The following is a 24,603-nucleotide window of genomic DNA, read 5'->3' as shown; positions in this document are numbered from 1 at the left end:
CACGCTTTTCTGAGCTTTAGAGAATACTTATACTTGTACGTCAGTTTTCTTTTTGCGGTTGAATCCTTTGAGCGGATTATAGCCGTTCATCTCTTTCTGGTAATAGCCGGTGCCGTCGTAAGGGCGCTTTTCCGGGTGCTCCTTGCACTCCGTAGAGCAGGCGCCGTCCAGTTCCCAGCCGCATTTCTCGCAGATGGCCACGTGCAGGTTACATACCGGGTTGGCGCAGTTCACCATGCGGTCGTCTGGTGTGCCACATACATGGCAGGTAGAGATCACCTTCGGGTTTACGCTGTTCACATCCACGGCCACACGGTTATCGAATACGTAGCATTTACCCTCAAAATCCTCGCCGCCGGCCTCCTTGCCATACTTTATGATACCGCCATGCAGCTGGTAAACGTCTTCAAAACCCTGCTCCAGCAAAAACGCGCTCGCTTTCTCGCACTTGATGCCGCCGGTGCAGTAGGTCAGAATTTTTTTGTCTTTGAACTTCTCTTTCAGCTCCTCTACCTTCTCCGGAAACTCACGGAAGTTTTCGATATCCAGCGTTACAGCGTTCTTGAAGCGGCCCACGGTATACTCGTAGTCGGAGCGCATGTCCACTACCACTACATCGTCGCGGTCTTTCATCTCCTTAAACTCCTTCGGGGCAAGGTGCTTGCCCGTGCGCACGTTCGGATCAATGTGCAGCAGGCCGGAGTGTACGATCTCAGCCTTGGTGCGCACATGCAGCTTAGCAAACGCGTGCTTATCCGACTCATCCACCTTAAAGTCGATCTTGGCGAAACGCGGGTCGGCGTGCATAGCGGCCATGTACTTGTCGCAGTCCTCTTTAAGACCAGACACGGTACCATTCAGACCCTCTTTTGACACAATGATACGGCCGAGCAGGTTTAGCTCCAGGCAGAAAAGGTGGTGCTGCTCACGAAACGCCTCCGGATCCTCGATCGGCGTGTAGCAATAGTACAGAAGTATGCTGTAGGGTTTATTCATAACTGCTTAGTTTCTCGCTAAGTGTTAAAAGTTAATTATTGTTTATTTGTCTTAATCAGGATTTTCAGGATAAGAGGATGAACAGGTCATGGCCTGTAAACATTCACTTGATCACGCATTCAGAATTATCTTGCAAAGGTATCAGTGGCTCCTATTCCTGAAAATGACTTTTGTCAGTTTAGTAACAGCGGCGGCAAGTACAAAAGTTTATTTTATTGGGGCAGCCGGGTTGCCAAATACCGTGGCTTTGGCAGGCACGTCGGCCACTACCACAGAGCCAGCCCCAATGCGCGCGTTCTTACCGATCTTTACGCCGGAAACCACTACGGCTCCCGAACCGATAAAGGCTCCGTCGCCGATAACCACCTCAGAGTTAATGATGGCTCCTGCGCCGATCTCTACATCATTGCCTACTTCTGCCTTGGTATCCACCAAAGCTCTGGCATGTATAAGGCTATTGTCGCCCACTTTGGCGTTGTTGCTGATAACGGCCCCAGCACCAACCAGAATACCGTGGCCCAGCCAGGCATGCTCCGACACTGCACTAAAGCGGTGAATGGCATTTACCGGCACTACCTTGTGCTCGTCCTTCAGCATCTTGATCAGGCCTTTGCGGGCCGCTGAGTCCTCTACGGCCACAAACACATCGCAGGTTTTGCCCGCCAGTTTCAGGAACTCGTTATCTTCAGTGTTGCTCATCACCGCCACGTTGTTCACCTCCTCCTGCTGCAATTTATCGTCCAGGAAGCAGTACACGATCACATCGTTGCTGTTGAAGATATCCAATGCCGTGGTTCCCAGCTTTTGGGCGCCTAATATGATTACCGGATTTTGCATAAGTCAATCTTAAATAAGGCGCAAAGGTACGAAGAAGTGCGGGAGTTTGAAAGTATAGCTACAGCAGACGAAAGCGCTGCAGCAGGCGCTGCGCATACACGTTTTGCAGCAGCAGGTACACCAGGAAGGGCAGGTACACAATACGGTAACGGCTCAGGGTGCCGAAGTTCGGGGTAGAGAGGCCCGTTACGCCGGCCATCACAAGTATAAACACCAGCAAGACAACGTGCAGCAGCTCCGGCTTTATATTTGCCCCTTTCCTGAATGCAGATGCAAAAGCCAACCCGGTGAGCAGCAGCAGCAGCAGGTTCTCCAGGCCAGCTAATAAGTACAATGGCTTCCAGGATTCTCCTATGAATGGGCGGTAAATTGAGCTGATCATGGCTTCTGGATAGTGCAGAAACATGCTTTGCAGCGCTGGCTGCAGACCTTCCAGGGCCACATGCGGTTTACCCAGCGCACGCGGCAGCATGGCAGCATAGCTTTTGTGGATGTAGAGCGGGAGGTAGTCCACTAGTAACTTATCGCGGAAAACAAGCGCCACTAACCCTACAGCCACTACTCCCAAAACGGCATAGAAAAGTAACTGTGCCCGCAAAGGTTGTAAAGAAGTATGCCGTACTTTCAGCCGCTGCACCAGCACGTATACCAACAGTAGCGGCACAAGCAAAGCCGCATAGAACATCCTTATCTTTACAAAAAGATAAAAGTGCAGCGGAAGCAGCAGGAAACCGCCCCATCCGAATCTTTGGCGATGTGCCAGAGCAAGAGCCGCGCCGGTAAGCCAGCTCATACTGCCGTACATCAGCGGGTCTTTCAATAAACCGACACTCCAGATCAGCACCGTCGGGAAGAAGAGAAACGCGATGGCTCCTGCTGTTTTATACTTTGGATAGCTGCCTGCCAGCACAGCTACCAGGTAGGCACTCCCCCAGAAACTGTAGATAGCCAGGTAAAGGTTGTTGAGCAGGTAGCTGCCGGCAGTGGCGAAGTTGAGCAAGCTCAGCAGCTTTATAAAGAAGAAAGAGTTCAGGTGGTCGGCATAGTCAGTGAAGGGGAAGGAGGCTTTCACCTGCTCACTAGCGAATTCGTTAAAAAAGAGCAGCTTCAGGTATGCTCCTGGCTCCTGCCGGGCATACTGCCACAATTGTATACTGCCCTGGTGGTATGTGTTGCGGTCGCCCACCATCAAACCATAGTAGAACAGCACTGCCAACACTAAAACCAACAGCAGCTTAAGCGCCAGTGCCGGCCAGAAGTATGGCTTCAGCTCCTGCGCCCAGTTTTGCCTACTCATCCACCAGGTAAATCCGGCAAGTATAAGCAGGTTGAAAAGGTAAACGAGAAAGATGCTCACAGGGCTGGTGTGTTTTTCATGATCTTGTTGCCGACGGCGCAGCGCATGCAGTTTACGGGGTGGCAGTAGCGTTTGTAAAGCCCCAGCGCCGCCTGGTTACCGGCTGCTGACGTTGCCTGCCAACCCAGCTCTTCGTACAGGCGCGTATACTTGTTGCTCTCCTCCTTCAGCTGCTCCAGTAGGTTCATGGCCTTCTCCAGGTAGGCGCGCTCGCCGGTATGAACGGCATAGGCGGCAAGTATAGGCACGGCCACGTTAATCACCAAATTCTGTGCGCTGCTTTTGCCCATGCCCTTTGCCACAGCTTTCTGCCCGCGGCCAAACATGTAGTGCTTTTGCCAATACGCCGATACCGAAGCCTGAAACAACTGCTCATACTTCTTCACGGTACCGGTTTCGAGTAACCTGGCGAAGAATGACGGGTGCAGGTGCAGCAGCGCCGCCAGTTGCGCCAGCCTAACCGTCGGGAAGTTGGCGGGGCGCATGCGCAGGAAGTTCCACTGGTGGCGCGGTAAAGGCTCCAGTTTATACTTGTGACGCAGGAAAGTATACTCCCGCTGCAACTGCTGCGCATACTCCTCGTCGGCATCGGCTAAAAACCCGGCCTGGCCAAACAGCAGCGCCTCCAGCTGCAACAAATTATGCTGGTGCCGCCGCACCACGTGGAACGGCAGCGATTTTGCCAGCTGCTCAAATGCCTGCTGGTTTATCTTAAAGCCGAAGCCGCGCAGCAAAGTATGGAAAGCCGTTTGCTCCCAGTCGTTGCCGTAGCTGCGGTATACTTGCAACACCTCCTCGCCCTTTTCCTCCAGGCGCTCTACCAGCGCCCGCTCCAGCATCAGCGTTTTCGTAATTTCCGGCACGCCGGGCCAGAAGGCAGCGCAGGGGATTTCGTTTTTTGACTGTTGCAGCCGTTCGTAGGTTTGCAGCAGGCGCAGGTCCACGCGGTTTCGCAGCTCCAGCACCGGTACCTCTGTGCCGTCGGTTCGCAACACCTGGGTATCGACCTGCCATACTACGTGCAGCACCACCTGGTCATACTTCTGGTCGAGCTGGTGCTGGTGGCGGTGCCAGTCGGAGGCGCTCAGGTGCACCTCCACGCTCCCCGACCACTCCACCTTGCCTACCCGAAGCATGGCTTCCCTGAAGTCCGGGCCGGCATCGGTATTGTAAAACCCCACACGCAGCACCTGCAGCGGCTCATCCTCGGTGGTGGCCAGCGCGGTTTTATCAAAGTACTGATGCTGCCAGATGTAGTGCAGGAAATCCTCTTTCATGGGTCGGGTTTATACCTCAAGATGCGGAAAGTATGGTACAAAATCAAGTACAAGCAAAACGCCTGCTCTGTATGCGGAGCAGGCGTTTATACTTTCTATATTTGAGTGACTTATTTGTCTTGCCCTCTATACTTGATCTGCATGCCGTGCAGGAAGTTGCGCAGGATCTGGTCCTTCAACGGGCGGTAGTGCTGGTGGTCGGGCTTGCGGAAAAACGCGCTCAGCTCGTGCTTGCTCAGGCGGAAATTTGCCAACTCCAGGATGTCCAGGATGTCCTCGTCCTTCAGGTTCAGGGCAATCTTGAGTTTGCGCAGGGTAACGTTGTTGTTCAGCCGCTTCTCCGGCTCCGGCTGCGGGCCTTCCTTTTTGCCGCGCTTCTCGTTGATGAAGCCGTTCAGGAAAACCGCCAGATGCTCATCGTCCAGCAACTTACACTCCGGGTCTTCCTCTTTCTTCAGCCAGTCGCTTACCTCGGCCCGCGTAACCTCTTTCCCGCCCGACCCGAAAAGGGCTATCATCTTATCATCGCCGTAGTCAAACGTATAGCGGATGCGGCGGAGTATGTCGTTATTGTTCATTTTTGATATTGCTGTGGTCTTGGCCCAGCTTGATTTCTTGTTTTATACTTGCAGGTTCAGCTACTGGTTCGGGTTATACTTTTTACAGGGAGGCAGATTAGGCCTTACGCACAAACTCCGACTTAAGCGCCATCGAGCCAAAGCCATCAATTTTGCAGTCGATGTTATGGTCTCCTTCCGTCAGGCGGATGTTTTTTACTTTTGTGCCGGCCTTCACGGGTTTTGGGGCACCTTTTACCGGCAAATCCTTAATCACCACAACAGAGTCGCCATCCTGAAGTATGTTCCCGTTCGCATCCACTACTTTCAGCCCTGCTTCTTCCTCCGCCTCATTCGGGTTCCACTCATTTCCGCACTCCGGGCAGGCGTAGATATCTTCGCCCATCGCGTAACCATAAGGCGAATTGCATTTGGGGCACTGCTTCATTTCTTCTGACATTGGGGTATTTTTATTGTAATGTTATTGTTTTGATTGTAACGTACTTGGCATGAGGTGGCGTAGCTACCGTAAAGGTGTTGTTCTGTGATGTATTTTAGCCAGCACTGATGAACTGGCTATCTTGGCCCATAACTAAAATCAATAAGCTCTTTGGTCGCAGGGTCGAAAAAGGCTCTATCGCCTAAATAGCAGCAATTCAAATTTACCCTTACCACCTTCTTGCCATTCAAGGTATCTTCCTCTATACTTCTTATTCCATAATTGCATGGAGCATCAGAATACTTCTCCCCTCTTTCTTTCAGGTATATGCAGACCTTGTATAAGTACCCATTCGAATCATCACCCTTTGGTTCGCACTTACACTCTAAAATTGCTTGTTTAGGTTCTACAAGGGGAATCATGTCCTGAATATTCACTGGAAGGCTGTTATAGCTGAACTGTACAATCCGCTCCCCTATGTTCTGCACAAATACACTTCTTGGCTGCTTATCACGAAACCTGGGATCGAGTTTGTACTCAATTCTGACTGGAAACAACATAAGCTGAGACGTATATATTTTCTCCCCTGTACTGTTCGGCAGGTAGAGAGTGTCCATGTGCTTTTCTATGAAAGGTAGTGGAAATTCATCATGTCCCATAGGGTCAAACCAGAAACCATTCTCTAAGTTCTTCGTCCTAAAGCTCTTTAACCAATTCTTTTCATCCACTTTTTTTGCGGAAACGAAGTACCAATCACTTTTTCCTATTAAACTCTGCTCAGTTTTAATGACAAAGCCCTCTTCAACAAGAACGTCATCATAATTTGGAACGCTTTTTTGCTCCTTTTCCTTGCAGCCATTGAGCAACGCTGTGAATATCAAGAAAAGACATAATTGCTTCTTTATCATTAGGACGGTGTTTGTTCTCTCAAGTTTTTAAAGGAAGAAGCAGCTTCTCATTAATAATCCTTATACCACCCAACGGCCGCGTGCTTAAGATGCCTAAGCGTTAGCTAGGTTACTTAAGCATTGTGTTGTACTTCGTTATTTTCTAATTCCTTTCATGTCACCGTACTTCAAAACAAGCGGCTTTAGTTCTTCAAGAGTAGAGCTAATGAAAGATTGGTCAGAGTTAAATTCGAATACAAGCTCATTATTAAGCTCATCTAATTCATTAAATCTTCCTTGAACATTCACATGCCCCAACTCATCATACTTAGCGGCGAACTCTAAATTATCTTCATAGTTGACAAACTTCACATTGCCCTTCAACTCACTGTTACAGGATTCTAGCTTTTTGTAAAACTCATACAACTCTCCAGTTGATGTCCAGAAGAATGACTTGACTGTAAAGCTTCCAGATTTTATTTCAACAGTAGCTCTAAACTCATATCCACCCCAATGACAAGTGGACTCAGGAAAGCCATAGACTTCTTGAAAGGAAATTTTTATGTAGTTTCTATTATCACCTATGATTGAGAATTCTTCCATACTTTTTATGAAGTACAACTACTGTATAAAGGAAAATTATTACGTTTATCCGACCAACAGTAGTCGTGTAAACGTAACTGGACTAACGAATATACTATATAGAGACTACTTTATACTTAAACCTCAAGCCCTACCCCACCAACAACTCCTCCAGCAGCACCTCCATCTCACGCTGCACAGCAAAGGCAGCTTCTCTCGCTCTCTCGGCAAAATCGTAACCAGAGGAGGCATAGATAATGGCGCGCGACGAGTTTATAAGCAGGCCGCACTGGCGGTTCATGCCCATGCGGGAGATTTCCTCCAGGCTGCCGCCCTGCGCGCCCACGCCCGGCACCAACAGGAAGTTATCCGGCACCACCTGGCGCACGCGCTGCACGTAATCGGCCTGGGTGGCTCCTACTACATACATCATGTTATCGGCATTGCCCCACTCCTGGCTCGTTCTGAGCACCTGCTCAAACAGGTATTCCTCGTTGCCATCCTCCAGGCGCAACATCTGGAAATCCTGGCTTCCGGCATTAGAAGTGAGGGCCAGTAAAATCACCCACTTGCCATCCTGCGTTAAAAATGGCTTCACCGAGTCGGCGCCCATGTAGGGGGCTACCGTTATGGAGTCGAAATCCATGTTATCGAAAAAAGCACGGGCGTAGAGTTGCGAGGTGTTCCCGATATCGCCGCGCTTGGCATCGGCAATGGTAAAGATCTCTTTCGGTATCACGTCCAGCGTTTTTTGCAGGCTGATCCAGCCCTGTGGCCCCTGCGCCTCATAAAAAGCAATATTGGGCTTGTAGGCCACACAAAGGTCGGCGGTGGCTTCTATGATCTGGCGGTTAAACTCAAACACCGGGTCCTCCAGGTCCAGCAGGTGCTGCGGGAGCTTCAGCGGGTCGGTATCCAGGCCGACACACAGGTATGATTTCTTATTCAGGATCTGCTCGAAAAGCTGCTCTCTAGTCATGGCTTTCAGGGGATGGTTGGTTTCTACAAAAGTATGAATTTGCTGCAGCCGGAGAAACTTTCCAGCCCCTTTCCTGCGTGCGCAACCTTTCTTCGTTTAAACGGGTCTTAAAATAAAGCGAAACACATGAAAACAGCATCCATCATACTTGCCCTGGCATTTTCTGTGTTCCTCTTTTGCGGTTGCGGCAAAGAGGAGAGCGATAATGCCCCAAGCCAATGGGTAAATAACATTGAGGAGCTGAAGCAGTTGAACCAGGGGAAAATAACGATAACACAGGGAATAGCCGGAACTTTAACCCTGATCGAAGGCAACTGCATGCCGATCATCGGCCCCAACAGCACCTGTAAAGAGTATCCCGTCAAGCGAAAACTAGCCATTTACCCCTACACCACCCTACAGGAAACCGTGCAACACGAAGCCGCATTCTATACCATAAATGCCGAGCCACTTATGGAGGTAGAAACTGATGCCGAGGGCTTTTACCAGACTAAATTAAGCCCGGGCACCTATTCTGTTTTTATTGAGGAGAAAGGAAAACTGTATGCCAACGGATTTGACGGGCAAGGGGGCATCAATCCTGTGCATGTGGATGAGGATGTGGTGGAATCCCTTAACCTAAGGCTAAATTATGCGGTTTATTGATTGCAGATGTTCGCAAAGTAAAGGGTTACTTCAAAGTATAAGAAAGCCTGTTTAAAGTATAGGGCAGAAAACTGTCCCCTTGAGGGGACCACAGGGGTGTTAAGTTAGTTGCATCGAATATAGCCGGGCCTGCGGCCCAATTGACTTGTAAATCCAACTGTATAAAAAGTCACGGATCACAGATCCGCGCCAGCAAAAGATGTCGCAAGATTGCATCTTGTGGCTTTTCATGGGGCAAGCTTTCAGCTTGCGTAAGTATAAACTGTACAATCAATGCAAGCTGAAAGCTTGCCTCATGGGAAACCACGAGTTGAAAACCCGCGGCATAATTACTTTAACAGCGCCAAATAACCATCCCAAAGTATAAAAACAAAAAGGCTGCCCCCAATCAGGAGCAGCCTTTTCTATATCATAAAGGTTGGGTTATCTTAGATCTACCACGTTCACGCCTTTATACTTTGCCTTGTTAAACTGGAAGGCATCGGAGGCAAGCGTTGGGTTCGCCTCAAAGTTACTGATGGTATAAGTATAGCGGTTGCCGTTGTTACGGAACATCTCCCAGCTCTTCAGGGTCTTGTCTTTCTGGCTGATGTAGAGGCGTACCTTGTAGATCGGGTTCTTGCGGTCTTCCGGGGAAAGCTCCACCACATCGTGCTTCACGCCTCCCACTGTCTCGGTGCCGGCATAGGCATACTTGTAGCCTTTCTTATACATGTCGAAGATCTTGCTTGGGGCCATGGCCTCCGCCTCTTCATCCGACTCCGTGATGGTTACCTCGTTGGCGTCCTTCAGGAAAGTATACATGGTTTTGCCGTCGCTGATGATCTCCTGGCCGCTTACGCCCAGTCTATACTTGTCGCCGCTCACGGTAATGTTGCCCTTCATGGTTTCCTTCACCTTGGCCGATGGGTTTTCCAGTGTCTGGGCGAAATCGGCTTTGAAAGCTTTCATGGCGCGGTACTTCTGGCTCATGGCATTCAGGATCTTACTGGCCTGAGGATCCTGCTGTGCATTCGCCACAGATACAAACATCAGTACAACCAGAAGTAGAGAGAGTAATTTTTTCATGTCGTGTGTAAAGTACTTGTTTAGTTTTCTATCCAAGTGTATTCAATAACTGTTCCAAACTGTACTCGTCCGGAATTAAAACTTCGCGGGCCTTGCTTCCCTCAAACGGACCAACAACTCCGGCGGACTCCAGCTGGTCTATCAGGCGGCCGGCGCGGTTATAGCCCAGCTTCAGGCGGCGCTGCAGCAGCGAGGTACTTCCCTGCTGGTGCTGCACAATAACACGGGCTGCCTCCTCAAACAACGGATCGCGGTTACTTGGGTCAAAATCGGCTTTTTCGTTGCCGCCTTCATCACCCACAAACTCTGGCAACAGGTATGCATCGCTGTAGCCCTGCTGTTCGCCAATATGGTCGCAAATCCTGTCTACCTCGGGCGTGTCCACAAAGGCGCACTGGATACGGATCATGTCCGAGCCGATAGAGAAGAGCATATCCCCCTGACCGATCAGCTGGTCGGCACCACCGGCATCCAGAATGGTTCTGGAGTCGATCTTAGAGGTTACCTTAAAGGAGATACGCGCCGGGAAGTTGGCCTTGATGATACCCGTGATCACATTCACCGACGGACGCTGCGTGGCTACCACCAGGTGTATGCCAATGGCTCGGGCTAGCTGAGCCAGACGTGCAATCGGCGTCTCCACCTCTTTACCCGCTGTCATCATCAGGTCAGCCAACTCGTCTATCACCAATACAATGTAAGGCATAAAGCGGTGCCCCTTCTGCGGATTCAGGCGGCGCTCCACAAACTTGCGGTTATACTCTTTCAGGTTACGGCAACCGGCATCCTTCAGCAAATCGTAGCGCATGTCCATCTCCATACAGAGCGAGTTCAGCGTGTTCACCACTTTTTTGGTATCGGTGATGATGGCCTCGTCGGTGTCCGGCAGCTTGGCCAGGAAGTGGCGCTCTATCTTGTTGAACAGCGACAATTCCACCTTTTTCGGATCGACGAGCACGAACTTGAGCTGCGACGGGTGGCGCTTGTAGAGCAGGGAGGTAAGTATGGCATTCAGGCCAACTGATTTACCCTGACCCGTGGCACCCGCCATCAGCAAGTGCGGCATCTTGGCTAGGTCGGTGATAAATACCTCGTTGGTGATGGTTTTACCAAAAGCGATCGGCAGGTCCATGTCGCTCTTCATGAACTTCTCCGTCGAAAGTATGGATTTGATGGAAACCATCTCTTTCTTCGTGTTCGGCACCTCGATACCAATCGTACCCTTGCCCGGTATCGGGGCGATAATACGGATACCCAGGGCGGCCAGGCTCAGGGCAATGTCATCTTCCAGGTTCTTGATCTTGGAGATGCGAACCCCGGCATCTGGCACGATCTCATAAAGCGTAACTGTTGGGCCGATGGTAGCTTTAATACTGGCAATGCTGATGTTGTAATGGCCCAGCGTATCTACAATCTTGTTTTTGTTTGCCTCCAGTTCCTCCTTAGTTACTTGTATTTTGCTGGTGCCGTAATCGGTCAGCAAATCAAGGGTAGGGTATTGGTAACGGGCCAGGTCCAGCGTGGGATCATAGTTCTCCATGTCGCCGATGGCTGCTTCCTCTTCCGGGGTCTCCTCTATCTGCAGCGCCATTTCCGGCTCCCCATCTTCCTCCTCGTCATCCAGCAAAAGGTCTTCAGGCAGGTCGATATCCAGTTCCAGAGACGGGGCAGCGGGTTTCTCAGGGGCAGGCGGTTCTGGCTTTTTCTGTTGCTGCAGCGAGCTCAGCTCCATCTCCAAAGCCTGGTTTATCTCCTCGTCCTCCTCGTCAAACGGAACTTCATCGTCTTCCTCTTCCTCGTACTCCAGGGAAGCGGTAGGGTCAGCGTTATGGTTGATGTTGTTTGTTCGCGCCCCCAGCACATCGCCCAGGCTCTCGGCATAGTTTCTGTCTGTGCCAGCACCTTCCGTAGCCAGTGCTGCAGCCTTAGAAGTGCCCCAGTTTATACTTGTCACGTTAAAGAAGCTCACCACGAACACCAGCAGCAGGAAGCCCAGCAGCAGCCAGGAGCCCCAGCCAATGAGGCTGTTCAGCCAGATGGCCGACTCCACGCCCACAGAGCCTCCCAAAAAACCGAGTTTGCCAACCGTATCCGTAGAGAAAACAATGTACCCCATGGTAAGGCTCAGCCACAGCATACAAAAGCTGCACAGCCCCAGCACATAGCTCAGCGATACATTTACCCGCTTGAAAACGATTTTAGCGCCTGTAAAGAAAAGCACAGGTATAAAGAAGAAGGCACCGATGCCCACCAGATCATTGATAAAAATGTGCGACAGCCAGGCACCGAACAGCCCCAGCCAGTTCTCCGCCTCCTGCCCCGACTCTTTCAGGCCGGTTCCACTCACGGTTTCCACCACGCTCTGGTCGGCGTTGCCCGTAAACAGGTAGGACACAAAGGCGATGGTCAGGAAAAAGGAGAATAACAGGAAAGTGAAGCCGGCCGTCAGCTTGAAGCGGCGGTCGTGCAGAAAGCCTATTCTTAGATTAATCCGGGGTCTTGGAATCCGGAAAGACCATTTTTTCTTCTCTTTCTTCGGCTTCTGTCCCTTCGGCACATTTGCCCCACGTGGCTCATTCTTACCACGCACCTCATTCTTCCGCCCTGCTTGCAGCGTGTCGTCTCTGTAAGTGTTCTTGGCCATACCCTCAGCTATCTTTAGAATCTCAAATTTACACTTTTTCGTGGCAATGCCTTATCCTTTCGGACCGAATGTGGCTTATCTGGAGAGTAATTTTTTATTGATCCGGCTTATCAGGGAAGGCCCCTCATAGATAAAGCCAGTGTAGAGTTGCACCAGGTCGGCGCCGGCATTCAGCTTGTCTACCGCGTCCTCAGCCGTCATAATGCCGCCCACGCCGATCAAACGAATCTCAGGGGGTAAAAACGTGCGCAGGTGCTGAATTATTTGGGTGGAAGGAATAGTCAGGGGCTTGCCGCTCAGACCGCCCATGCCGATCTCACTCACCCGCGCCCCCGGCGTATGCAATCCCTCGCGGCTGACGGTGGTATTGGTGCCGATGATGCCGCTCAGTTTGGCCTCTATGGCAATCTCGATAATATCGTTCAGTTGGGCCAGGTTCAGGTCCGGGGCTATTTTTAGCAGCAGCGGCTTGAGCGTGCCCATTTTCTGGTTTTCCTCCTGCAACGACACCAGCAGCCTTTGCAACGGCTCCTTGTCCTGCAGCGCGCGCAGGTCCGGGGTGTTGGGCGAGCTCACGTTCACCACAAAGTAATCCACCACGTGGAACAGCGCCTTGAAGCAGTACAGGTAATCGTTCAGGGCCTCCTCGTTAGGCGTTACCTTATTCTTGCCGATGTTGCCGCCCACAATAATATTGCTCTTGCGCTTCTCCAGCCTTCTTACCGCTGCGTCAACTCCCTCGTTGTTAAAGCCCATACGGTTGATGATGGCCTGGTCCTCGGGTAAGCGGAAGAGGCGGGGCTTGTCGTTGCCAGCCTGCGGCTTTGGCGTAAGCGTACCGATCTCCACAAAGCCAAAGCCGAGCTCGGCAAGTTCGTCCACCAGCCTGGCATCCTTGTCAAAGCCTGCGGCCAGGCCCACCGGGTTCGGGAACTTCAGCCCGAACAGCTCCCGCTCCAAGCTCGGGTCCTCTACCTTAAACATACTTTCGGTAATGCTTTTGGCAAAGGGCAGCTTCATGGAAGCACGAAGGGCATCGGTGGTCAGGTAATGTACTTTCTCGGGGTCGAGCTGGAAAAGCAGCGGGCGCAGGAGGCTTTTATACACGGCGTATCGGGTTAGGTTATACTTGCCTGCAAAGATAGAATTTGGATGTTAGGATGTAAGGGTGAACAGGATTTTTTAGATAGGGAAAGTATAGCCATACTATAAAACCGCCAGAATACATCTGGCTACAGTCTTTCCCAACAGACGCTCACAGGTTTTGTAAACGCTGTGAGGTCTTTCATACTACCGCAAAGACTACTCTCCTTTCAACTCCGCCCAGGCAGCCTCCAATGCAGGGTTCGGGGCTGTTTTATACTTGTTCTCCTTTATATGGGCGTTCAACGCCGTGATTCTGTCATCGGTGCGGGGATGGGTGCTGACAAATTTCAGGAACTCAGGCTCGTCGGAATTCAACCGCTCCATTAACCAAACCATCCCTTTCGGGTCCAGTCTGTTCTGCGCCAGCAGCCGCAGGCCTGCCTTATCAGAGTCTGTTTCTGCCTTGCGGCTATACTCCAGGCTGTAGAGCGAAGAGGCGTTATCGATGATCACGGCCGAAATGCCGCTTGCATCGCCAAACAGCACCGAAAGCAGCATGTAGTGCGACAAACTGCGCGCCATCGCCTTGGTGGAGTGCCGCATCTGCACATGGCCTATCTCGTGACCCAGCAGGCCGGCCAGTTCCTCGTGGTGCTCCATTTTATCCAGTATGGCATCATGCACAAGTATAAACCCGCCCGGCATGGCAAAGGCATTCACCACCTCGTTCTCCACCACAGTTACCCTGATCGGGAAATCAGACTGCACCTGCAGGGCATCGAGGTAGGCTTGCAAGGCCACGGTTTTGGCAGAGTCTACGGTATATCCTTCCAGCACCCGGTTATAGAGGCTCTCCCCCATGGCATGCTCATAGTCTTCCGGAAAGTGGGCGGCTGCTTTCTCAGCCAGTGCAGGCACACCCCAGAAAAACAGCACCACCGCCACTGTCAACAAGCACAATCCCCCTAGCACCAGGCCCTTCACCCCGGTTTTAAGGAAGGAGTTATACTTGGAGGAAAGGAACTTTGCACCCCGGTATTGCTGCTCCAGCGCCTGCCTGAAGCCCTGCTCAAACACCGCTATACTTTGGCGCGGGAACTTGCCATACTCCAGCACGGTGGTGGCATCGTTAAACTCCAGCTGATGGATGTCCGGCAAGAGCCATACCTCGGTACCGCTTTCCGCGTCGGTTTGCCAAACGATATGGATATGGTTTGGCTCCAGTGTAATGAAAGCGGGCATACCTTTGGAGGTACGCCCGTTATAGAATTTTCCTTCAAACATAGTTTATACTATTCCGATGTCCAGCATGTCGGCCACGTCTTCGAATGTAGCGTTCTTGTACTCCTCCTCGGTCTGAACCAGCTCGTCCGGGTTAAACTCGCCCAGAATCTCACAGTTATTGATAATGGCGGATAACGTTCGCGTTATTACCCAGGAGTAGCCCAGGCCCAGCGTAAACACCATGATAAACATGTTGCCTAAAGCCAGCTTCAGGTATTGTGCACCGGTCAGGGAAGAATCGAGGCGGCTATACTTGCCGTCCTGCTCTATAAAGACGTTATCGATGTAGAAGTTTATGATGTCCTTGGCATACCAGAACACGTAAATGCCCAGCGTGAACAAAGTAAGGAAGTAGCCCTTGAGGTGAAGCAGGAACAGATCACCTCCATCTCCCTCAAAACTGAACCTGGCATTGCCGAAGCGCAGGTTACCGATAACTTCTTTCCGCAGGTTCACCGTGAACCAGGCCCCATAGACACCAAGTGTGAGAATGGTGAGCAGCAGGTTTACAAAGTATACTTTGAATATACTGCCCAAAGTGCCCCTATACCCCATATGTATGCCACGCCAGCTGGTGCGGGAGGTACGGTAGCGCATCATACCATGTATGGCAACCGGAATCAAAGCGGAGACCCCGGCAAAAAAGGCCAGTACGCAAACCGCATAGATCGTTAAGTCGTGGCTAAATACACCGAAGAACAACACGCCATACAGCACCGCTATAATGCCAAGGCCCTTGATAAAACCGATGAACATCTCTTTGCCGGTGCCATGGAAGGTGAAGGGGCTGCCAGCCAGTTCCGTTTTCCGGTAGACGTACTGCAGGTTCTTGGCTTTTGCCCATGGGTAGTATAGCCCCAGCGTTACCAGCATCAGGACAATGTTTACAATCTGAATGCTGAAGAGTTCGGACCCCTTCCCTCTGAAAGCCAGCGTGGGAGTGGAAACAGGCGTTTCCAGTACAGTAGAAGTTTGTTCCATAAAGTGTTTGTAAAAAGTTGAACAATAAGTATAAAGACAATATTTATTGCCCTAAATATATAACAACTTATATACTTACAAAACACATGGTAAATTTTTTCATCCTATTTAAGTCCTTTAGCTTAGAAGTATACCTGAGAGGTAGGCACAGCTAGTATAAAGAGGAGACAACAGGAATTACCTGAACAGGTTCTCCAGAAAATCGCCGGCGAAGTAGGCTAGGATGGCAGCTATACCGCCCAGGAACAAGGTTTCGGCAATGCCCTGAAAGATGTTTTTCTTGTTCACCGTACTTTTCAGTACACCGATGATGCTGAGCGCCACGCCGGTTAAGATACAGGCGTAGATAAAGAGATTCTCCTTGCTGGTATCAAAAATGAGTGCAAACACATAGGCCGCCAGTGGTATAAACCCGATCAGCAGGAAAGAGAAGAACGTCATGCCGGCCGTTTGGTAAGGAGATTTGGAATCTTTGGCCATTTCCAGTTCCTCCTTCATCATGGTATCTACCCATACCTCTTTATCAGAAGTGATGACAGCCACCACCTGCTCCAGCAGCTCTCCCTTAAAGCCTTTTTTCCGGTAGATGTCCCGAATCTCCTCCACCTCAGTCTCCCGCAGGTTATCTATCTCCCAATGCTCTGTTGCCACGTGCTTCTCGTAGGCATCTACACCGGCTTTGGTGGAGAAGAAATTGCCCACCGACATAGAGAAACCATCTGCTATAAGGTTGGCAAAACCAAGTATGATGACCACCGGAATATCGAGGCTGGCACCTGTGGCCCCGGCCACTACCGCAAAGGTTGTAATGGCACCGTCTATACCTCCGTACACGAACTCGGGCAAAAACTCTTTGTAACCGGAGCCGCCTGTTGCATGTGGTTCTTCCATGGCTTTACAAGTATAGGTTTGGCTCTATCTAACGCAAATCTTAACTTCTCGGGTGAAAATCCCGGATCACCTGCTTCAGGTAGTCGCGGTCTAGGTGGGTGTAGATCTCCGTGGTGGTGATGGACTCGTGGCCCAGCATCTCCTGCACCGCGCGCAGGTCGGCGCCGCCCTCTATCAGGTGCGTGGCAAACGAGTGGCGGAACGTATGGGGGCTCACCGTTTTCTGAATTCCGGCTTTGGCGGCCAGGTCTTTGATGATGGTAAACACCATTACCCGGGTTAGTTTGGCGCCACGGCGGTTCAGGAACAGGATATCCTCATGCCCTTTTTTGATGTTGAGGTGGCAGCGGATGCCCTCGCGGTATAGTCTGATGTGTTTCAGGGCATCGCGGCCAACAGGCACTAAACGCTCTTTCTCGCCCTTACCGGAGATCTTCAGGAAGCCGGCATCCTCATAAAGGTTGCTGATGCGCAGATCCAGCAGCTCAGACACGCGCAGGCCCGAGCTGTAGAGTGTTTCCAGCATGGCGCGGTTACGGGTGCCCTCCGGTGTTGAGAGGTCGATGGCGGCCAGCAGCTCCTCAATCTCATGGAAGGCCAGGGTATCGGGCAGCTTGCGGCTCAGTTTTGGCGCCTCGATGGTATCGGTAGGGTCGGTCTGCATCATGTCCTCCATAATCATAAATTTATAAAAGGCGCGGATGCCGGAGAGGGTGCGTGCCTGCGAGTGCGGCGTCATGCCTAATTCGTTTACCCACTCCAGGAAATCGCGAAGTATGGCCGGCGTTATGTTCTCCGGGGAAACCTGCAGCCCGCGGGAATCCAGGAACTCGATCAGTTTGCGCACATCGCGCTCATATGCCTCCACCGAGTGCCGCGACAGCGACTTTTCCAGTTTCAGGTATTCCTCGAATTGCTTTAAACAGATGCGCCAGTTCACGGTAGGAAGTTAGAGGGTTAAAGAGTTAAAAGTTCAGGAGTTAGAGACGTAGGGACATGGGGTTGAAACAGAGAAGTATAAAGTATTAAACGCTTACTTAAGAAATCCTGCACATCCACAGCCTACCCTGCAAATCCTGCTGTAACAATTAAACAATTTTTAATGGGCAAAGATAGTTAATCCTTACCTTTGTAGCTTTGGAATTTGCAGACATTAGACTATGAAGATACTCATCCTGAACGGCCCGAACCTGAACCTATTGGGTGTGCGCGAGAAATCGGTGTATGGCAACCGCTCTTTCGAAGATTATTTTGAGGAGCTGAAAGAGGCCTTCCCCGCGCTGGAGTTGTCGCACTTCCAATCAAACACCGAAGGCGTACTGATAGACAAACTGCACGAAGTGGGCTTCAGCTACAAAGGCATTGTGTTTAACCCTGCCGCCTACACCCATACTTCGGTGGCCCTCTCGGATGCCGTGAAGGCCATAGACACGCCGGTGGTGGAGGTGCACATTTCCAATATCTACGCCCGCGAGGCCTGGCGCCAGAAAAGTATGATCGCGCCTTACTGCAAAGGCAGCATCAGTGGTTTCGGGCTGGAGAGCTATAGGCTTGCCCTGCAGTATTTTGAGCGCCTGAAGCCAAAACAGATCGGTTTTACTGTATAATTTTTGCAACCAGAGCCGTTATAGGTTCGTTAGATTGAATCTTTACAATATAGTATAACAACTATATAAAACCACCTCCACATGCTCAACTTCTACCCCGGCCCCTCTAAAGTATACCCCGAAGTACGCACCTACCTGGTGGATGCGTACGACGAGGGCATCCTGAACACACCGCACCGGGGCGAGCAGTTTGTGCAGATGTCGCGGACGGTGGTGAACTCTATCAAGCGCAAGCTCAACATCCCGCAGGATTATTATATTTTCTTCGCCTCCTCGGCCACCGAGTGTTGGGAGATACTAACCCAGAGCCTAACCAGGCACAAAAGCTACCATATTTACAACGGCTCCTTCGGGGAGAAGTGGTTTGAGTATGCGCAGAAGCTCCGCCCGGCATCAGAGGGGTTTAAGTTTGATATAAACGAGCCGATGCCGGTAAGCGACCTGCAGATCAGCTCCGACACCGAACTGATCTGCTTTACCCAGAACGAGACCTCCAACGGTACGCAGGTGAGTCCTACCACCATCCTGAACCTGCATAACCGTTTCCGCGACACCCTGATTGCCGTAGATGCGACCTCTTCCATGGCTGGCCTCAACCTCAAGCTGATTAAGGCCGATATCTGGTTTGCCTCCGTGCAAAAGTGCTTTGGTCTGCCACCGGGCCTGGCGGTAATGGCCTGCTCGCCCCGCTCTATCTTCAGAGCGAAAAAGATGGCCGAGCGCGACCACTACAACAGCCTGGTGCCGATGTACGAGAAGATGCTGAACTACCAGACCACGCACACGCCAAACGAGCTCAACATTTACCTGCTCAAGCGCATGCTGGAGGATAGGCCCTTTATCAAAGGCATAGAGCAGCACCTGACAGACCGTGCACAGGACCTTTATACTTTCTTTGAGCAGTTCGCTGATTTTAAGCCGCTGATAGAGAACGAGGAAGTGCGCTCCAAAACAGTGATCACGCTGGTTGGCAACGACAAACTTGTGGAAGATGCAAAGAAGCGCGCGCTGCACCACAACATCCGGTTGGGTAACGGCTACGGCATCTGGGCCCGCAACACGTTCCGGATCGCCAACTTCCCGGCCATTGAGGATGAGGAGTACGAGGAGCTGAAGCGCTTTTTCCTGCATTATTACGCATAACTGGAGTTTTTAGAGTTAGAGAGTTTGGGAATTAGAGCGTTTAGGAGTTTACCACCGCCAAATGGCTTCTGTTCTTTCTAGTTCAAGAAAACTGTACCTTTGCAACTCTTTAACTCTTAAACTTTATAACTCTCAAACTTACTGTGTTTAGCATTAAAGAGATAGCGTCGGTTACGCTCACGCTGTTTGCCGTGATTGATATCATTGGCTCCATCCCCATCATTATAGACCTGCGCAAGCGCGAGGGACACATTGAGTCGGAGAAGGCTACGATTATTTCGGGTATTCTGATGATCGCGTTCCTTTTCCTGGGCCAATCTATACTGAAGCTTTTTGGCATCGATTTCGAGTCGTTTGCCATGGCAGGCGCCATCATTATTTTCCTGATCGGCCTGGAGATGATCCTGGGCAAAGACTTTTTCCATACCGACCCCGAAACAAAAAGCGGCTCTATCGTGCCGCTGGCCTTTCCGCTTATTGTGGGGGCCGGCACTATGACCACGCTGCTCTCGCTACGCGCCGCCTACTCGCTGCCCAACGTGCTGGTGGGCATCGTGCTGAACCTCGTGTTTGTGTACATCGTGCTGAAGGCCAGTAGCTGGATTGAGCGCAAATTGGGGAAAGACGGGGCCAACGTGCTGCGGAAGGTGTTCGGCATTATCCTGCTGGCTATCGCCATCAAGCTGTTTAAGACTAATTTGTAATTTTGAATGAGTGATGGAGTGAATTTTCAAACATTCGCTCCGTCACTCATTCCCATTTATACTATGATCGAATTATATACTGACGGAGCTTCGCGTGGGAACCCGGGCCCGGGTGGCTACGGTGCTATTTTGCGCTGGAAGCAGCATGAGAAGGAGCTGACAGAGGGGTTCCGGAAGACAACCAATAACCGCATGGAGCTGCTGGCCGTGATCAAGGGGCTGGAGGCCATTACCAAGCCAGGCATGCCCGTTACCGTTTACTCCGACTCCAAGTACGTGGTGGACGCCGTGGAGAAAGGCTGGGTGTTTGGCTGGCAGAAGAAAGGCTTTAAGGGCAAGGCCAACTCCGACCTGTGGAGCCGGTTTCTGCGCGTGTACCCCAAGCATAAGGTAAAATTTGTGTGGGTCAGAGGCCACGCCGGGCACCCTGAAAACGAGCGCTGCGACGAACTGGCCGTAGCCAGCGCCCTCTCCCCTAAGTTATTAATTGATGAGGGCTTTGAGTCCGGAGCCTGCCAGCCGAGTTAATCTAATGATCGAATTTTATACTTCTCTGTCATTCCGGAAGAATCTTGTCGGCGAGTAGCAACAGCTTAACTTTCCTTCACCCAAGATCCTTTCAGGATGACAATAAAAGTATAAACAGCGATATACTCCACTCATTCAAAATCAGCCAATCTCCATGCCCAACACCTACTTCCAGTTTAAGCAGTTCCGGGTGGAGCAGGACAGGTGCGCCATGAAGGTCTGCACCGACTCCTGCGTGTTTGGGGCCTATGTGGAGGTGCGGGAGGCGCAGCAGGTACTCGACGTCGGCACCGGCACCGGACTGCTCGCACTGATGGTGGCGCAACGCAGCGAGGCAAGTATAGATGCCGTGGAAATTAACCCGGAGGCGCAGCTGCAGGCACAGGAGAACTTTTCCGCCAGCCCCTGGTCAGCCCGGCTGCAGCTATTCCCACAGAGCCTGCAGGAATTCGCGAAACAGGAGCACTCCAAGTATGACGTAATACTTTCCAATCCGCCTTTTTTTCTATCCTCACTTAAATCTCCGGATGCGGCGAAGAATATGGCCAAACACACTGGGGAGCTGCTTTTTGAGGATATTTTATACTTTGCGCAGCAACACTTGACGGAACAGGGGAAGTTACACTTGCTGCTGCCTCCCGCCGAAGCGGTATACTTTGCCAAACTGGCCAAGGCCTCTGATTTATACTTGCAGGAGGTGCTGCAGGTGTACACGTACCACGGCGGCAAATGCATACGCCACATCCAGACTTATACTTTTAAACCCGTTCCAGTTCCTGTAGTAAAGGAATTCTACATACGGGAGGAGGACAAGGTAACTTATACTTCAGCGTTCACTGAGTTGCTGAGGCCGTATTACCTGGCTTTCTGAAAACTAGCTGATATCCTGCAGCTTGGTGATCTTGCCGTTCTCGAAGTAGAAGATCGATTTGCCTTCCAACGTCAGTTCCTCACCGGCCTGCATGCCATTGGGCAGGTCTACCCCCACCACACCGCTGTAGCTCACCTCCACTTCCGCCACATCCTCTTCAAAGCTTATACTTTTAATCCGCTGCTCCCTTTCCCGGAAGTATGCCGTGGCCTGCTCCGCCTGGTGCAGGAAGGCTGAGATGCCAAGAATTTTATGGTTGGTGATACCGTCCGCGATGTTCTCAAAAACGATATCATGGTGCATGTCCTTCACCATGCCCGCCACATCAAAAGCATTGTAAGCTTTCACGTAGCTTTCTATTATTTGTCGCTGTTGCGCTTCGTTACTCATCTTGATTTTATTAAAGAACACGCTCCGTTTCCACAAACCCGATTCCGTACTGCTCCAGTTCTGCCAGCACCGGCTCGTACAGCTCCGGGTAAATCGGGATCACCACGCCGCGGTGAGAGATCTTGCCCTGCAGCAGCAGCTTGGCCAATATGCCCACCGGCAAGCCCACAGTTTTCGCCATGGCCGTCTGCACTTCATCCTCCCCTAAAGCTACCAGGGTTGAGGTTATTTCGCGCAGCTCCCCGTTCATTTCATACCCAAACTGGTGCTGCATCACGATCATGTCCTTATCGCCGGGCTCCAGTGATAATTTCTCTTTCAGGATCTTCTCCAGCACTTGTGCCGGCGTGGCGGCGTCCAGGCCTACAGGCGTATCCTCGAACAGCCCCAGCCAAACCAGTTTCTGCATCACCTCACCCTCCAGCGGTGTACCCAAGTATAAGCTCACACGCTCGGCCATACTTTGATCGGGTGAAATAGCGGGCGGAAGGAACGACTCGACAAAGGTGCGGTAAGTCATGTGCTCGGAGCCGTCCAAAGTATAACTGTCATCTGTCAGGCCGAGCTGTACAAACACATCCCAGGCCTCGCAGTAACCGCTGCGTCGCAGGGTGCCACGCAGCATGGTCGGAATGTCGAGCAGGCCGTAGGGCTCGCGATAACTCAGGGAGTCGCGGTTAGCATAGCCCTCAAAATGGCCGAATCCCTCCACGTAAAAGGCATCGGTGCGCTGAAACAGCTTGTGGTACGGGATATACTTGTACTGCCCGTTCTTGATATACTTGGCCGTGCCCTGCCCCGCCAGTACCACGTTGCGGGGGTTCCAGGTAAACTTATAGTTCCAGGGGTTGTTATCCGATTCGGGGGCCACCAACCCGCCCGTGTACGATTTAAAGGAAGTAAGTTTGCCGCCGGCGTCTTTTATACTTCTGATCACACGCATGGCCGACATATGGTCGATGCCCGGGTCCAGGCCGGACTCCATCAGGATCGTAAGGTTCTTCTTCTGCGCCTCCGCATGCAGCGCCAGGAAATCAGGCGACACATAGCTGGCCGTGATCAGGTGCTTTTCCTGCTTCAGGCACTCACGGGCCACCTCAATATGGAAAACGGCCGGCAACAGCGAGATAACCAGATCGGCCTTTTTTACTTCCGTAGCCCGCTGCTTGGCATCATGCACATTAAAGGTGATGGTTTCGGCGAAGGCAATCGGCCCCACAATGGGCTCCAGGTGCGATATGGTAATATCGCCGATGGTGATATGCCAGTCCTCGGCGGTGGCGTTGTCGAAGAGGTATTTTATAAGCGAGGAGGCTGAGCGGCCGGCGCCCAATAGCAGAATCTTTTTCATAGTGGGTCAGTGGGTTTGCCTTAAGTTAGAAATAACGCGGTGCATGGCAAAGATTCAGTATGGTTTTATCAGAATATTAGCTTAAATTTATAGCCCTTTTCTGATTTTGTAACCTACTTGGAATAAAATGGCAAGTGAACTGAATATACAAATTAGCGTGGATGTGCTGGAACCGCAGGAACTAACGGCTGAGGAGCAACAGGCCATGCAACTTGCGCAGGAAGCTGCCGTAGATGCTTACGCCCCATACTCTAACTTTTTAGTGGGTGCCGCCCTGGTGCTGGAAGACGGCACCATGTTTAAAGGCAGCAATCAGGAGAACGCCGCCTACCCTTCCGGGCTTTGCGCCGAGCGCACCGCCCTTTTCGCCCTGAGCGCCCATCACCCGAGAGCTAAGATAAAGTTGCTGGCCGTAACAGCACGCCGCCGCCAGGAGCAGGAGTTTCTGCCGGCCATGCCCTGTGGCGCTTGCCGCCAGGTAATGGCCGAGTACGAGTACAAACAGCGGGAGCCGATACCGGTGCTGTTGCAAGCTGCCGATGGCAAGTTCTACCGCTTTAAATCCGTAACCGACCTGTTGCCCTTCCAGTTCACGCCAGATAACCTGTAGGAAGTTTGTGGGGGGGGGGAGAAAATTTATGCTTCCTGTCGCACCTTTCTACTCGTTGTTCCTGGGCTGGCGCGGGTTTGTAACCCGTGCCTTTGATTGATGTTGAGTTTGTAACTCAACTGGTCCGGAGGGCCGGGTATACATTATACTAGAAATCATCCGAAGACAAGGGCTGCAGAAGTATGATTTCTGGAAAACACCTTACTTTTGATCATGATTGAACACAGCCTCATCGTACCTCGCACGGCCCGCTACTATACCCTGGGCACGCCATCTGAAAGTATAAAAGACCTTTGGATCGTGTGCCATGGCTACGGGCAGCTGGCGCGTTTCTTTTTGCGGCATTTCAGTGTGCTCGATGATGGCAGTACGCTGGTGGTAGCCCCGGAGGCGCTGTCCCGGTTTTACCTTGAGAAGTTCTCCGGCCGCGTAGGCGCCACCTGGATGACCAAAGAAGACCGCCTCTCGGAAATTGAAGACCAAGCCAGCTACCTGAACCTGTTGCTGCAGGAACAGCTGCACCAGTTGCCGCAGGATGTGCGCATCACGGTGCTGGGCTTCTCGCAGGGCGGAGCCACCGTTAGCCGCTGGCTAGCCACTCAAAACGTGCCCGTGCACCGCCTCATACTTTGGGCCGCCTCCTTCCCCGAAGATATCGACTTTGCCACCGGAAAAGCGGCCTTCGCTAATCTGCCCGTGGCCATGGTCTACGGCACCCAGGACGAATTCATCACACCGGAAACCCTGCAACGCAAGCAGCAACTGATGCAGGAGCTGGGCATTACCCCGCAGGTTTATACTTTTGAGGGTGGCCATAGTATAGATGCAGCAACGCTACTAGAGGTAAATAAACAGCTATAGCAGTTCTCCCTTCTTAACACCACATAAA

General features: G+C 51.6%; 26 protein-coding genes. 8 read left to right on the top strand and 18 right to left on the bottom strand.

Going from position 1 to position 24,603, the window contains the following annotated elements:
• Nucleotides 1–27: 27 nt before the first annotated feature.
• From trhO to pyrF, 9 genes are all read right to left on the bottom strand, one after another.
• Complete coding sequence (trhO, locus tag OO017_RS02880; RefSeq protein WP_266050925.1) at nucleotides 28–996, bottom strand: oxygen-dependent tRNA uridine(34) hydroxylase TrhO; 969 nt, start codon at nucleotides 994–996, stop codon at nucleotides 28–30.
• A 207-nt stretch (nucleotides 997–1,203) separates the two neighbouring features.
• Complete coding sequence (locus OO017_RS02875; protein WP_266050924.1) at nucleotides 1,204–1,833, bottom strand: NeuD/PglB/VioB family sugar acetyltransferase; 630 nt, start codon at nucleotides 1,831–1,833, stop codon at nucleotides 1,204–1,206.
• A 58-nt stretch (nucleotides 1,834–1,891) separates the two neighbouring features.
• Nucleotides 1,892–3,190 carry a hypothetical protein gene (locus tag OO017_RS02870; RefSeq protein ID WP_266050923.1) on the bottom strand — a complete coding sequence of 433 codons (1,299 nt, stop codon included), beginning with the start codon at nucleotides 3,188–3,190 and terminating at the stop codon, nucleotides 1,892–1,894.
• Nucleotides 3,187–4,467: a DUF2851 family protein gene (locus tag OO017_RS02865; RefSeq protein WP_266050922.1), complete on the bottom strand. Its 1,281-nt coding sequence runs from the start codon at nucleotides 4,465–4,467 to the stop codon at nucleotides 3,187–3,189. The genes OO017_RS02870 and OO017_RS02865 overlap by 4 nt, the downstream gene beginning before the upstream one ends.
• A gap of 110 nt (nucleotides 4,468–4,577) precedes the next feature.
• Nucleotides 4,578–5,045, bottom strand: coding sequence for a YehS family protein (locus tag OO017_RS02860; RefSeq protein ID WP_266050921.1), 468 nt, complete (start codon nucleotides 5,043–5,045; stop codon nucleotides 4,578–4,580).
• Between the two features lie 97 nt (nucleotides 5,046–5,142).
• The gene (locus OO017_RS02855; protein ID WP_266050920.1) at nucleotides 5,143–5,484 is read right to left on the bottom strand and encodes a zinc ribbon domain-containing protein YjdM; all 342 of its coding nucleotides are present in this window, start codon (nucleotides 5,482–5,484) and stop codon (nucleotides 5,143–5,145) included.
• Between the two features lie 116 nt (nucleotides 5,485–5,600).
• The gene (locus tag OO017_RS02850; protein WP_266050919.1) at nucleotides 5,601–6,371 is read right to left on the bottom strand and encodes a hypothetical protein; all 771 of its coding nucleotides are present in this window, start codon (nucleotides 6,369–6,371) and stop codon (nucleotides 5,601–5,603) included.
• Between the two features lie 135 nt (nucleotides 6,372–6,506).
• Nucleotides 6,507–6,953: a WapI family immunity protein gene (locus OO017_RS02845; RefSeq protein ID WP_266050918.1), complete on the bottom strand. Its 447-nt coding sequence runs from the start codon at nucleotides 6,951–6,953 to the stop codon at nucleotides 6,507–6,509.
• Between the two features lie 130 nt (nucleotides 6,954–7,083).
• Nucleotides 7,084–7,911 carry an orotidine-5'-phosphate decarboxylase gene (gene pyrF / locus OO017_RS02840; protein ID WP_266050917.1) on the bottom strand — a complete coding sequence of 276 codons (828 nt, stop codon included), beginning with the start codon at nucleotides 7,909–7,911 and terminating at the stop codon, nucleotides 7,084–7,086.
• 126 nt (nucleotides 7,912–8,037) lie between these two features.
• Here pyrF and OO017_RS02835 point away from each other — a divergent pair, with 126 nt between their 5' ends.
• Entirely contained in the window at nucleotides 8,038–8,556 is a 519-nt protein-coding gene (locus OO017_RS02835) for a peptidase associated/transthyretin-like domain-containing protein (RefSeq protein WP_266050916.1), read from the top strand.
• Between the two features lie 423 nt (nucleotides 8,557–8,979).
• Here OO017_RS02835 and lolA1 read toward each other — a convergent pair whose 3' ends face one another.
• The 7 genes from lolA1 to xerD form a co-directional block, all read right to left on the bottom strand.
• Entirely contained in the window at nucleotides 8,980–9,624 is a 645-nt protein-coding gene (gene lolA1, locus OO017_RS02830) for an outer membrane lipoprotein periplasmic chaperone LolA1 (protein ID WP_266050915.1), read from the bottom strand.
• Nucleotides 9,625–9,652: 28 nt separating this feature from the next.
• On the bottom strand, nucleotides 9,653–12,268 hold the full coding sequence (locus OO017_RS02825) for an FtsK/SpoIIIE family DNA translocase (RefSeq protein ID WP_266050914.1): 2,616 nt from the start codon (nucleotides 12,266–12,268) through the stop codon (nucleotides 9,653–9,655).
• A 75-nt stretch (nucleotides 12,269–12,343) separates the two neighbouring features.
• Complete coding sequence (locus OO017_RS02820) at nucleotides 12,344–13,375, bottom strand: quinone-dependent dihydroorotate dehydrogenase (RefSeq protein ID WP_266050913.1); 1,032 nt, start codon at nucleotides 13,373–13,375, stop codon at nucleotides 12,344–12,346.
• A 195-nt stretch (nucleotides 13,376–13,570) separates the two neighbouring features.
• Nucleotides 13,571–14,638: a M48 family metallopeptidase gene (locus tag OO017_RS02815; protein WP_266050912.1), complete on the bottom strand. Its 1,068-nt coding sequence runs from the start codon at nucleotides 14,636–14,638 to the stop codon at nucleotides 13,571–13,573.
• 3 nt (nucleotides 14,639–14,641) lie between these two features.
• Nucleotides 14,642–15,619, bottom strand: a complete 978-nt coding sequence (locus tag OO017_RS02810; protein ID WP_266050911.1) for a YjgN family protein — start codon at nucleotides 15,617–15,619, stop codon at nucleotides 14,642–14,644.
• 177 nt (nucleotides 15,620–15,796) lie between these two features.
• A complete protein-coding gene (locus tag OO017_RS02805; RefSeq protein ID WP_266050910.1) occupies nucleotides 15,797–16,510 on the bottom strand; it encodes a VIT1/CCC1 transporter family protein in 714 nt (237 codons plus the stop codon).
• Between the two features lie 40 nt (nucleotides 16,511–16,550).
• The gene (gene xerD / locus OO017_RS02800) at nucleotides 16,551–17,450 is read right to left on the bottom strand and encodes a site-specific tyrosine recombinase XerD (RefSeq protein ID WP_266050909.1); all 900 of its coding nucleotides are present in this window, start codon (nucleotides 17,448–17,450) and stop codon (nucleotides 16,551–16,553) included.
• A gap of 220 nt (nucleotides 17,451–17,670) precedes the next feature.
• Here xerD and aroQ point away from each other — a divergent pair, with 220 nt between their 5' ends.
• The 5 genes from aroQ (at nucleotide 17,671) to OO017_RS02775 (ending at nucleotide 21,363) form a co-directional block, all read left to right on the top strand.
• A complete protein-coding gene (aroQ, locus tag OO017_RS02795) occupies nucleotides 17,671–18,117 on the top strand; it encodes a type II 3-dehydroquinate dehydratase (protein WP_266050908.1) in 447 nt (148 codons plus the stop codon).
• Between the two features lie 81 nt (nucleotides 18,118–18,198).
• Nucleotides 18,199–19,260, top strand: a complete 1,062-nt coding sequence (locus OO017_RS02790; RefSeq protein WP_266050907.1) for an aminotransferase class V-fold PLP-dependent enzyme — start codon at nucleotides 18,199–18,201, stop codon at nucleotides 19,258–19,260.
• A 143-nt stretch (nucleotides 19,261–19,403) separates the two neighbouring features.
• Nucleotides 19,404–19,964, top strand: a complete 561-nt coding sequence (locus OO017_RS02785) for a MarC family protein (protein WP_266050906.1) — start codon at nucleotides 19,404–19,406, stop codon at nucleotides 19,962–19,964.
• A gap of 63 nt (nucleotides 19,965–20,027) precedes the next feature.
• Entirely contained in the window at nucleotides 20,028–20,492 is a 465-nt protein-coding gene (gene rnhA, locus OO017_RS02780; protein WP_266050905.1) for a ribonuclease HI, read from the top strand.
• A 154-nt stretch (nucleotides 20,493–20,646) separates the two neighbouring features.
• Nucleotides 20,647–21,363, top strand: coding sequence for a tRNA1(Val) (adenine(37)-N6)-methyltransferase (locus OO017_RS02775; RefSeq protein WP_266050904.1), 717 nt, complete (start codon nucleotides 20,647–20,649; stop codon nucleotides 21,361–21,363).
• A 3-nt stretch (nucleotides 21,364–21,366) separates the two neighbouring features.
• Here OO017_RS02775 and OO017_RS02770 read toward each other — a convergent pair whose 3' ends face one another.
• Nucleotides 21,367–21,753 carry a nuclear transport factor 2 family protein gene (locus OO017_RS02770; RefSeq protein WP_266050903.1) on the bottom strand — a complete coding sequence of 129 codons (387 nt, stop codon included), beginning with the start codon at nucleotides 21,751–21,753 and terminating at the stop codon, nucleotides 21,367–21,369.
• Nucleotides 21,754–21,763: 10 nt separating this feature from the next.
• On the bottom strand, nucleotides 21,764–23,104 hold the full coding sequence (locus OO017_RS02765) for a saccharopine dehydrogenase C-terminal domain-containing protein (RefSeq protein WP_266050902.1): 1,341 nt from the start codon (nucleotides 23,102–23,104) through the stop codon (nucleotides 21,764–21,766).
• A 127-nt stretch (nucleotides 23,105–23,231) separates the two neighbouring features.
• Between OO017_RS02765 and cdd the strand changes: the two genes are divergently transcribed.
• Nucleotides 23,232–23,714, top strand: coding sequence for a cytidine deaminase (gene cdd, locus OO017_RS02760; RefSeq protein ID WP_266050901.1), 483 nt, complete (start codon nucleotides 23,232–23,234; stop codon nucleotides 23,712–23,714).
• Between the two features lie 213 nt (nucleotides 23,715–23,927).
• Nucleotides 23,928–24,575, top strand: coding sequence for an alpha/beta hydrolase (locus OO017_RS02755; RefSeq protein WP_266050900.1), 648 nt, complete (start codon nucleotides 23,928–23,930; stop codon nucleotides 24,573–24,575).
• Nucleotides 24,576–24,603 lie beyond the last annotated feature (28 nt).

It is taken from the genome of Pontibacter anaerobius, assembly GCF_026241195.1.
Lineage (GTDB): Bacteria > Bacteroidota > Bacteroidia > Cytophagales > Hymenobacteraceae > Pontibacter > Pontibacter anaerobius.
This window is presented reverse-complemented; position numbering and strand designations above follow the sequence as displayed.

Excerpts from the sequence above, each read along its gene's own strand:
- trhO (WP_266050925.1), bottom strand. The coding sequence starts at position 996 with ATGAATAAACCCTACAGCATACTTCTGTACTATTGCTACACGCCGATC.
- OO017_RS02875 (WP_266050924.1), bottom strand. The coding sequence starts at position 1,833 with ATGCAAAATCCGGTAATCATATTAGGCGCCCAAAAGCTGGGAACCACG.
- OO017_RS02865 (WP_266050922.1), bottom strand. The coding sequence starts at position 4,467 with ATGAAAGAGGATTTCCTGCACTACATCTGGCAGCATCAGTACTTTGAT.
- OO017_RS02860 (WP_266050921.1), bottom strand. The coding sequence starts at position 5,045 with ATGAACAATAACGACATACTCCGCCGCATCCGCTATACGTTTGACTAC.
- OO017_RS02855 (WP_266050920.1), bottom strand. The coding sequence starts at position 5,484 with ATGTCAGAAGAAATGAAGCAGTGCCCCAAATGCAATTCGCCTTATGGT.
- OO017_RS02850 (WP_266050919.1), bottom strand. The coding sequence starts at position 6,371 with ATGATAAAGAAGCAATTATGTCTTTTCTTGATATTCACAGCGTTGCTC.
- OO017_RS02845 (WP_266050918.1), bottom strand. The coding sequence starts at position 6,953 with ATGGAAGAATTCTCAATCATAGGTGATAATAGAAACTACATAAAAATT.
- pyrF (WP_266050917.1), bottom strand. The coding sequence starts at position 7,911 with ATGACTAGAGAGCAGCTTTTCGAGCAGATCCTGAATAAGAAATCATAC.
- OO017_RS02835 (WP_266050916.1), top strand. The coding sequence starts at position 8,038 with ATGAAAACAGCATCCATCATACTTGCCCTGGCATTTTCTGTGTTCCTC.
- lolA1 (WP_266050915.1), bottom strand. The coding sequence starts at position 9,624 with ATGAAAAAATTACTCTCTCTACTTCTGGTTGTACTGATGTTTGTATCT.
- OO017_RS02825 (WP_266050914.1), bottom strand. The coding sequence starts at position 12,268 with ATGGCCAAGAACACTTACAGAGACGACACGCTGCAAGCAGGGCGGAAG.
- OO017_RS02815 (WP_266050912.1), bottom strand. The coding sequence starts at position 14,638 with ATGTTTGAAGGAAAATTCTATAACGGGCGTACCTCCAAAGGTATGCCC.
- OO017_RS02810 (WP_266050911.1), bottom strand. The coding sequence starts at position 15,619 with ATGGAACAAACTTCTACTGTACTGGAAACGCCTGTTTCCACTCCCACG.
- OO017_RS02805 (WP_266050910.1), bottom strand. The coding sequence starts at position 16,510 with ATGGAAGAACCACATGCAACAGGCGGCTCCGGTTACAAAGAGTTTTTG.
- aroQ (WP_266050908.1), top strand. The coding sequence starts at position 17,671 with ATGAAGATACTCATCCTGAACGGCCCGAACCTGAACCTATTGGGTGTG.
- OO017_RS02790 (WP_266050907.1), top strand. The coding sequence starts at position 18,199 with ATGCTCAACTTCTACCCCGGCCCCTCTAAAGTATACCCCGAAGTACGC.
- rnhA (WP_266050905.1), top strand. The coding sequence starts at position 20,028 with ATGATCGAATTATATACTGACGGAGCTTCGCGTGGGAACCCGGGCCCG.
- OO017_RS02775 (WP_266050904.1), top strand. The coding sequence starts at position 20,647 with ATGCCCAACACCTACTTCCAGTTTAAGCAGTTCCGGGTGGAGCAGGAC.
- OO017_RS02770 (WP_266050903.1), bottom strand. The coding sequence starts at position 21,753 with ATGAGTAACGAAGCGCAACAGCGACAAATAATAGAAAGCTACGTGAAA.
- OO017_RS02765 (WP_266050902.1), bottom strand. The coding sequence starts at position 23,104 with ATGAAAAAGATTCTGCTATTGGGCGCCGGCCGCTCAGCCTCCTCGCTT.
- cdd (WP_266050901.1), top strand. The coding sequence starts at position 23,232 with ATGGCAAGTGAACTGAATATACAAATTAGCGTGGATGTGCTGGAACCG.
- OO017_RS02755 (WP_266050900.1), top strand. The coding sequence starts at position 23,928 with ATGATTGAACACAGCCTCATCGTACCTCGCACGGCCCGCTACTATACC.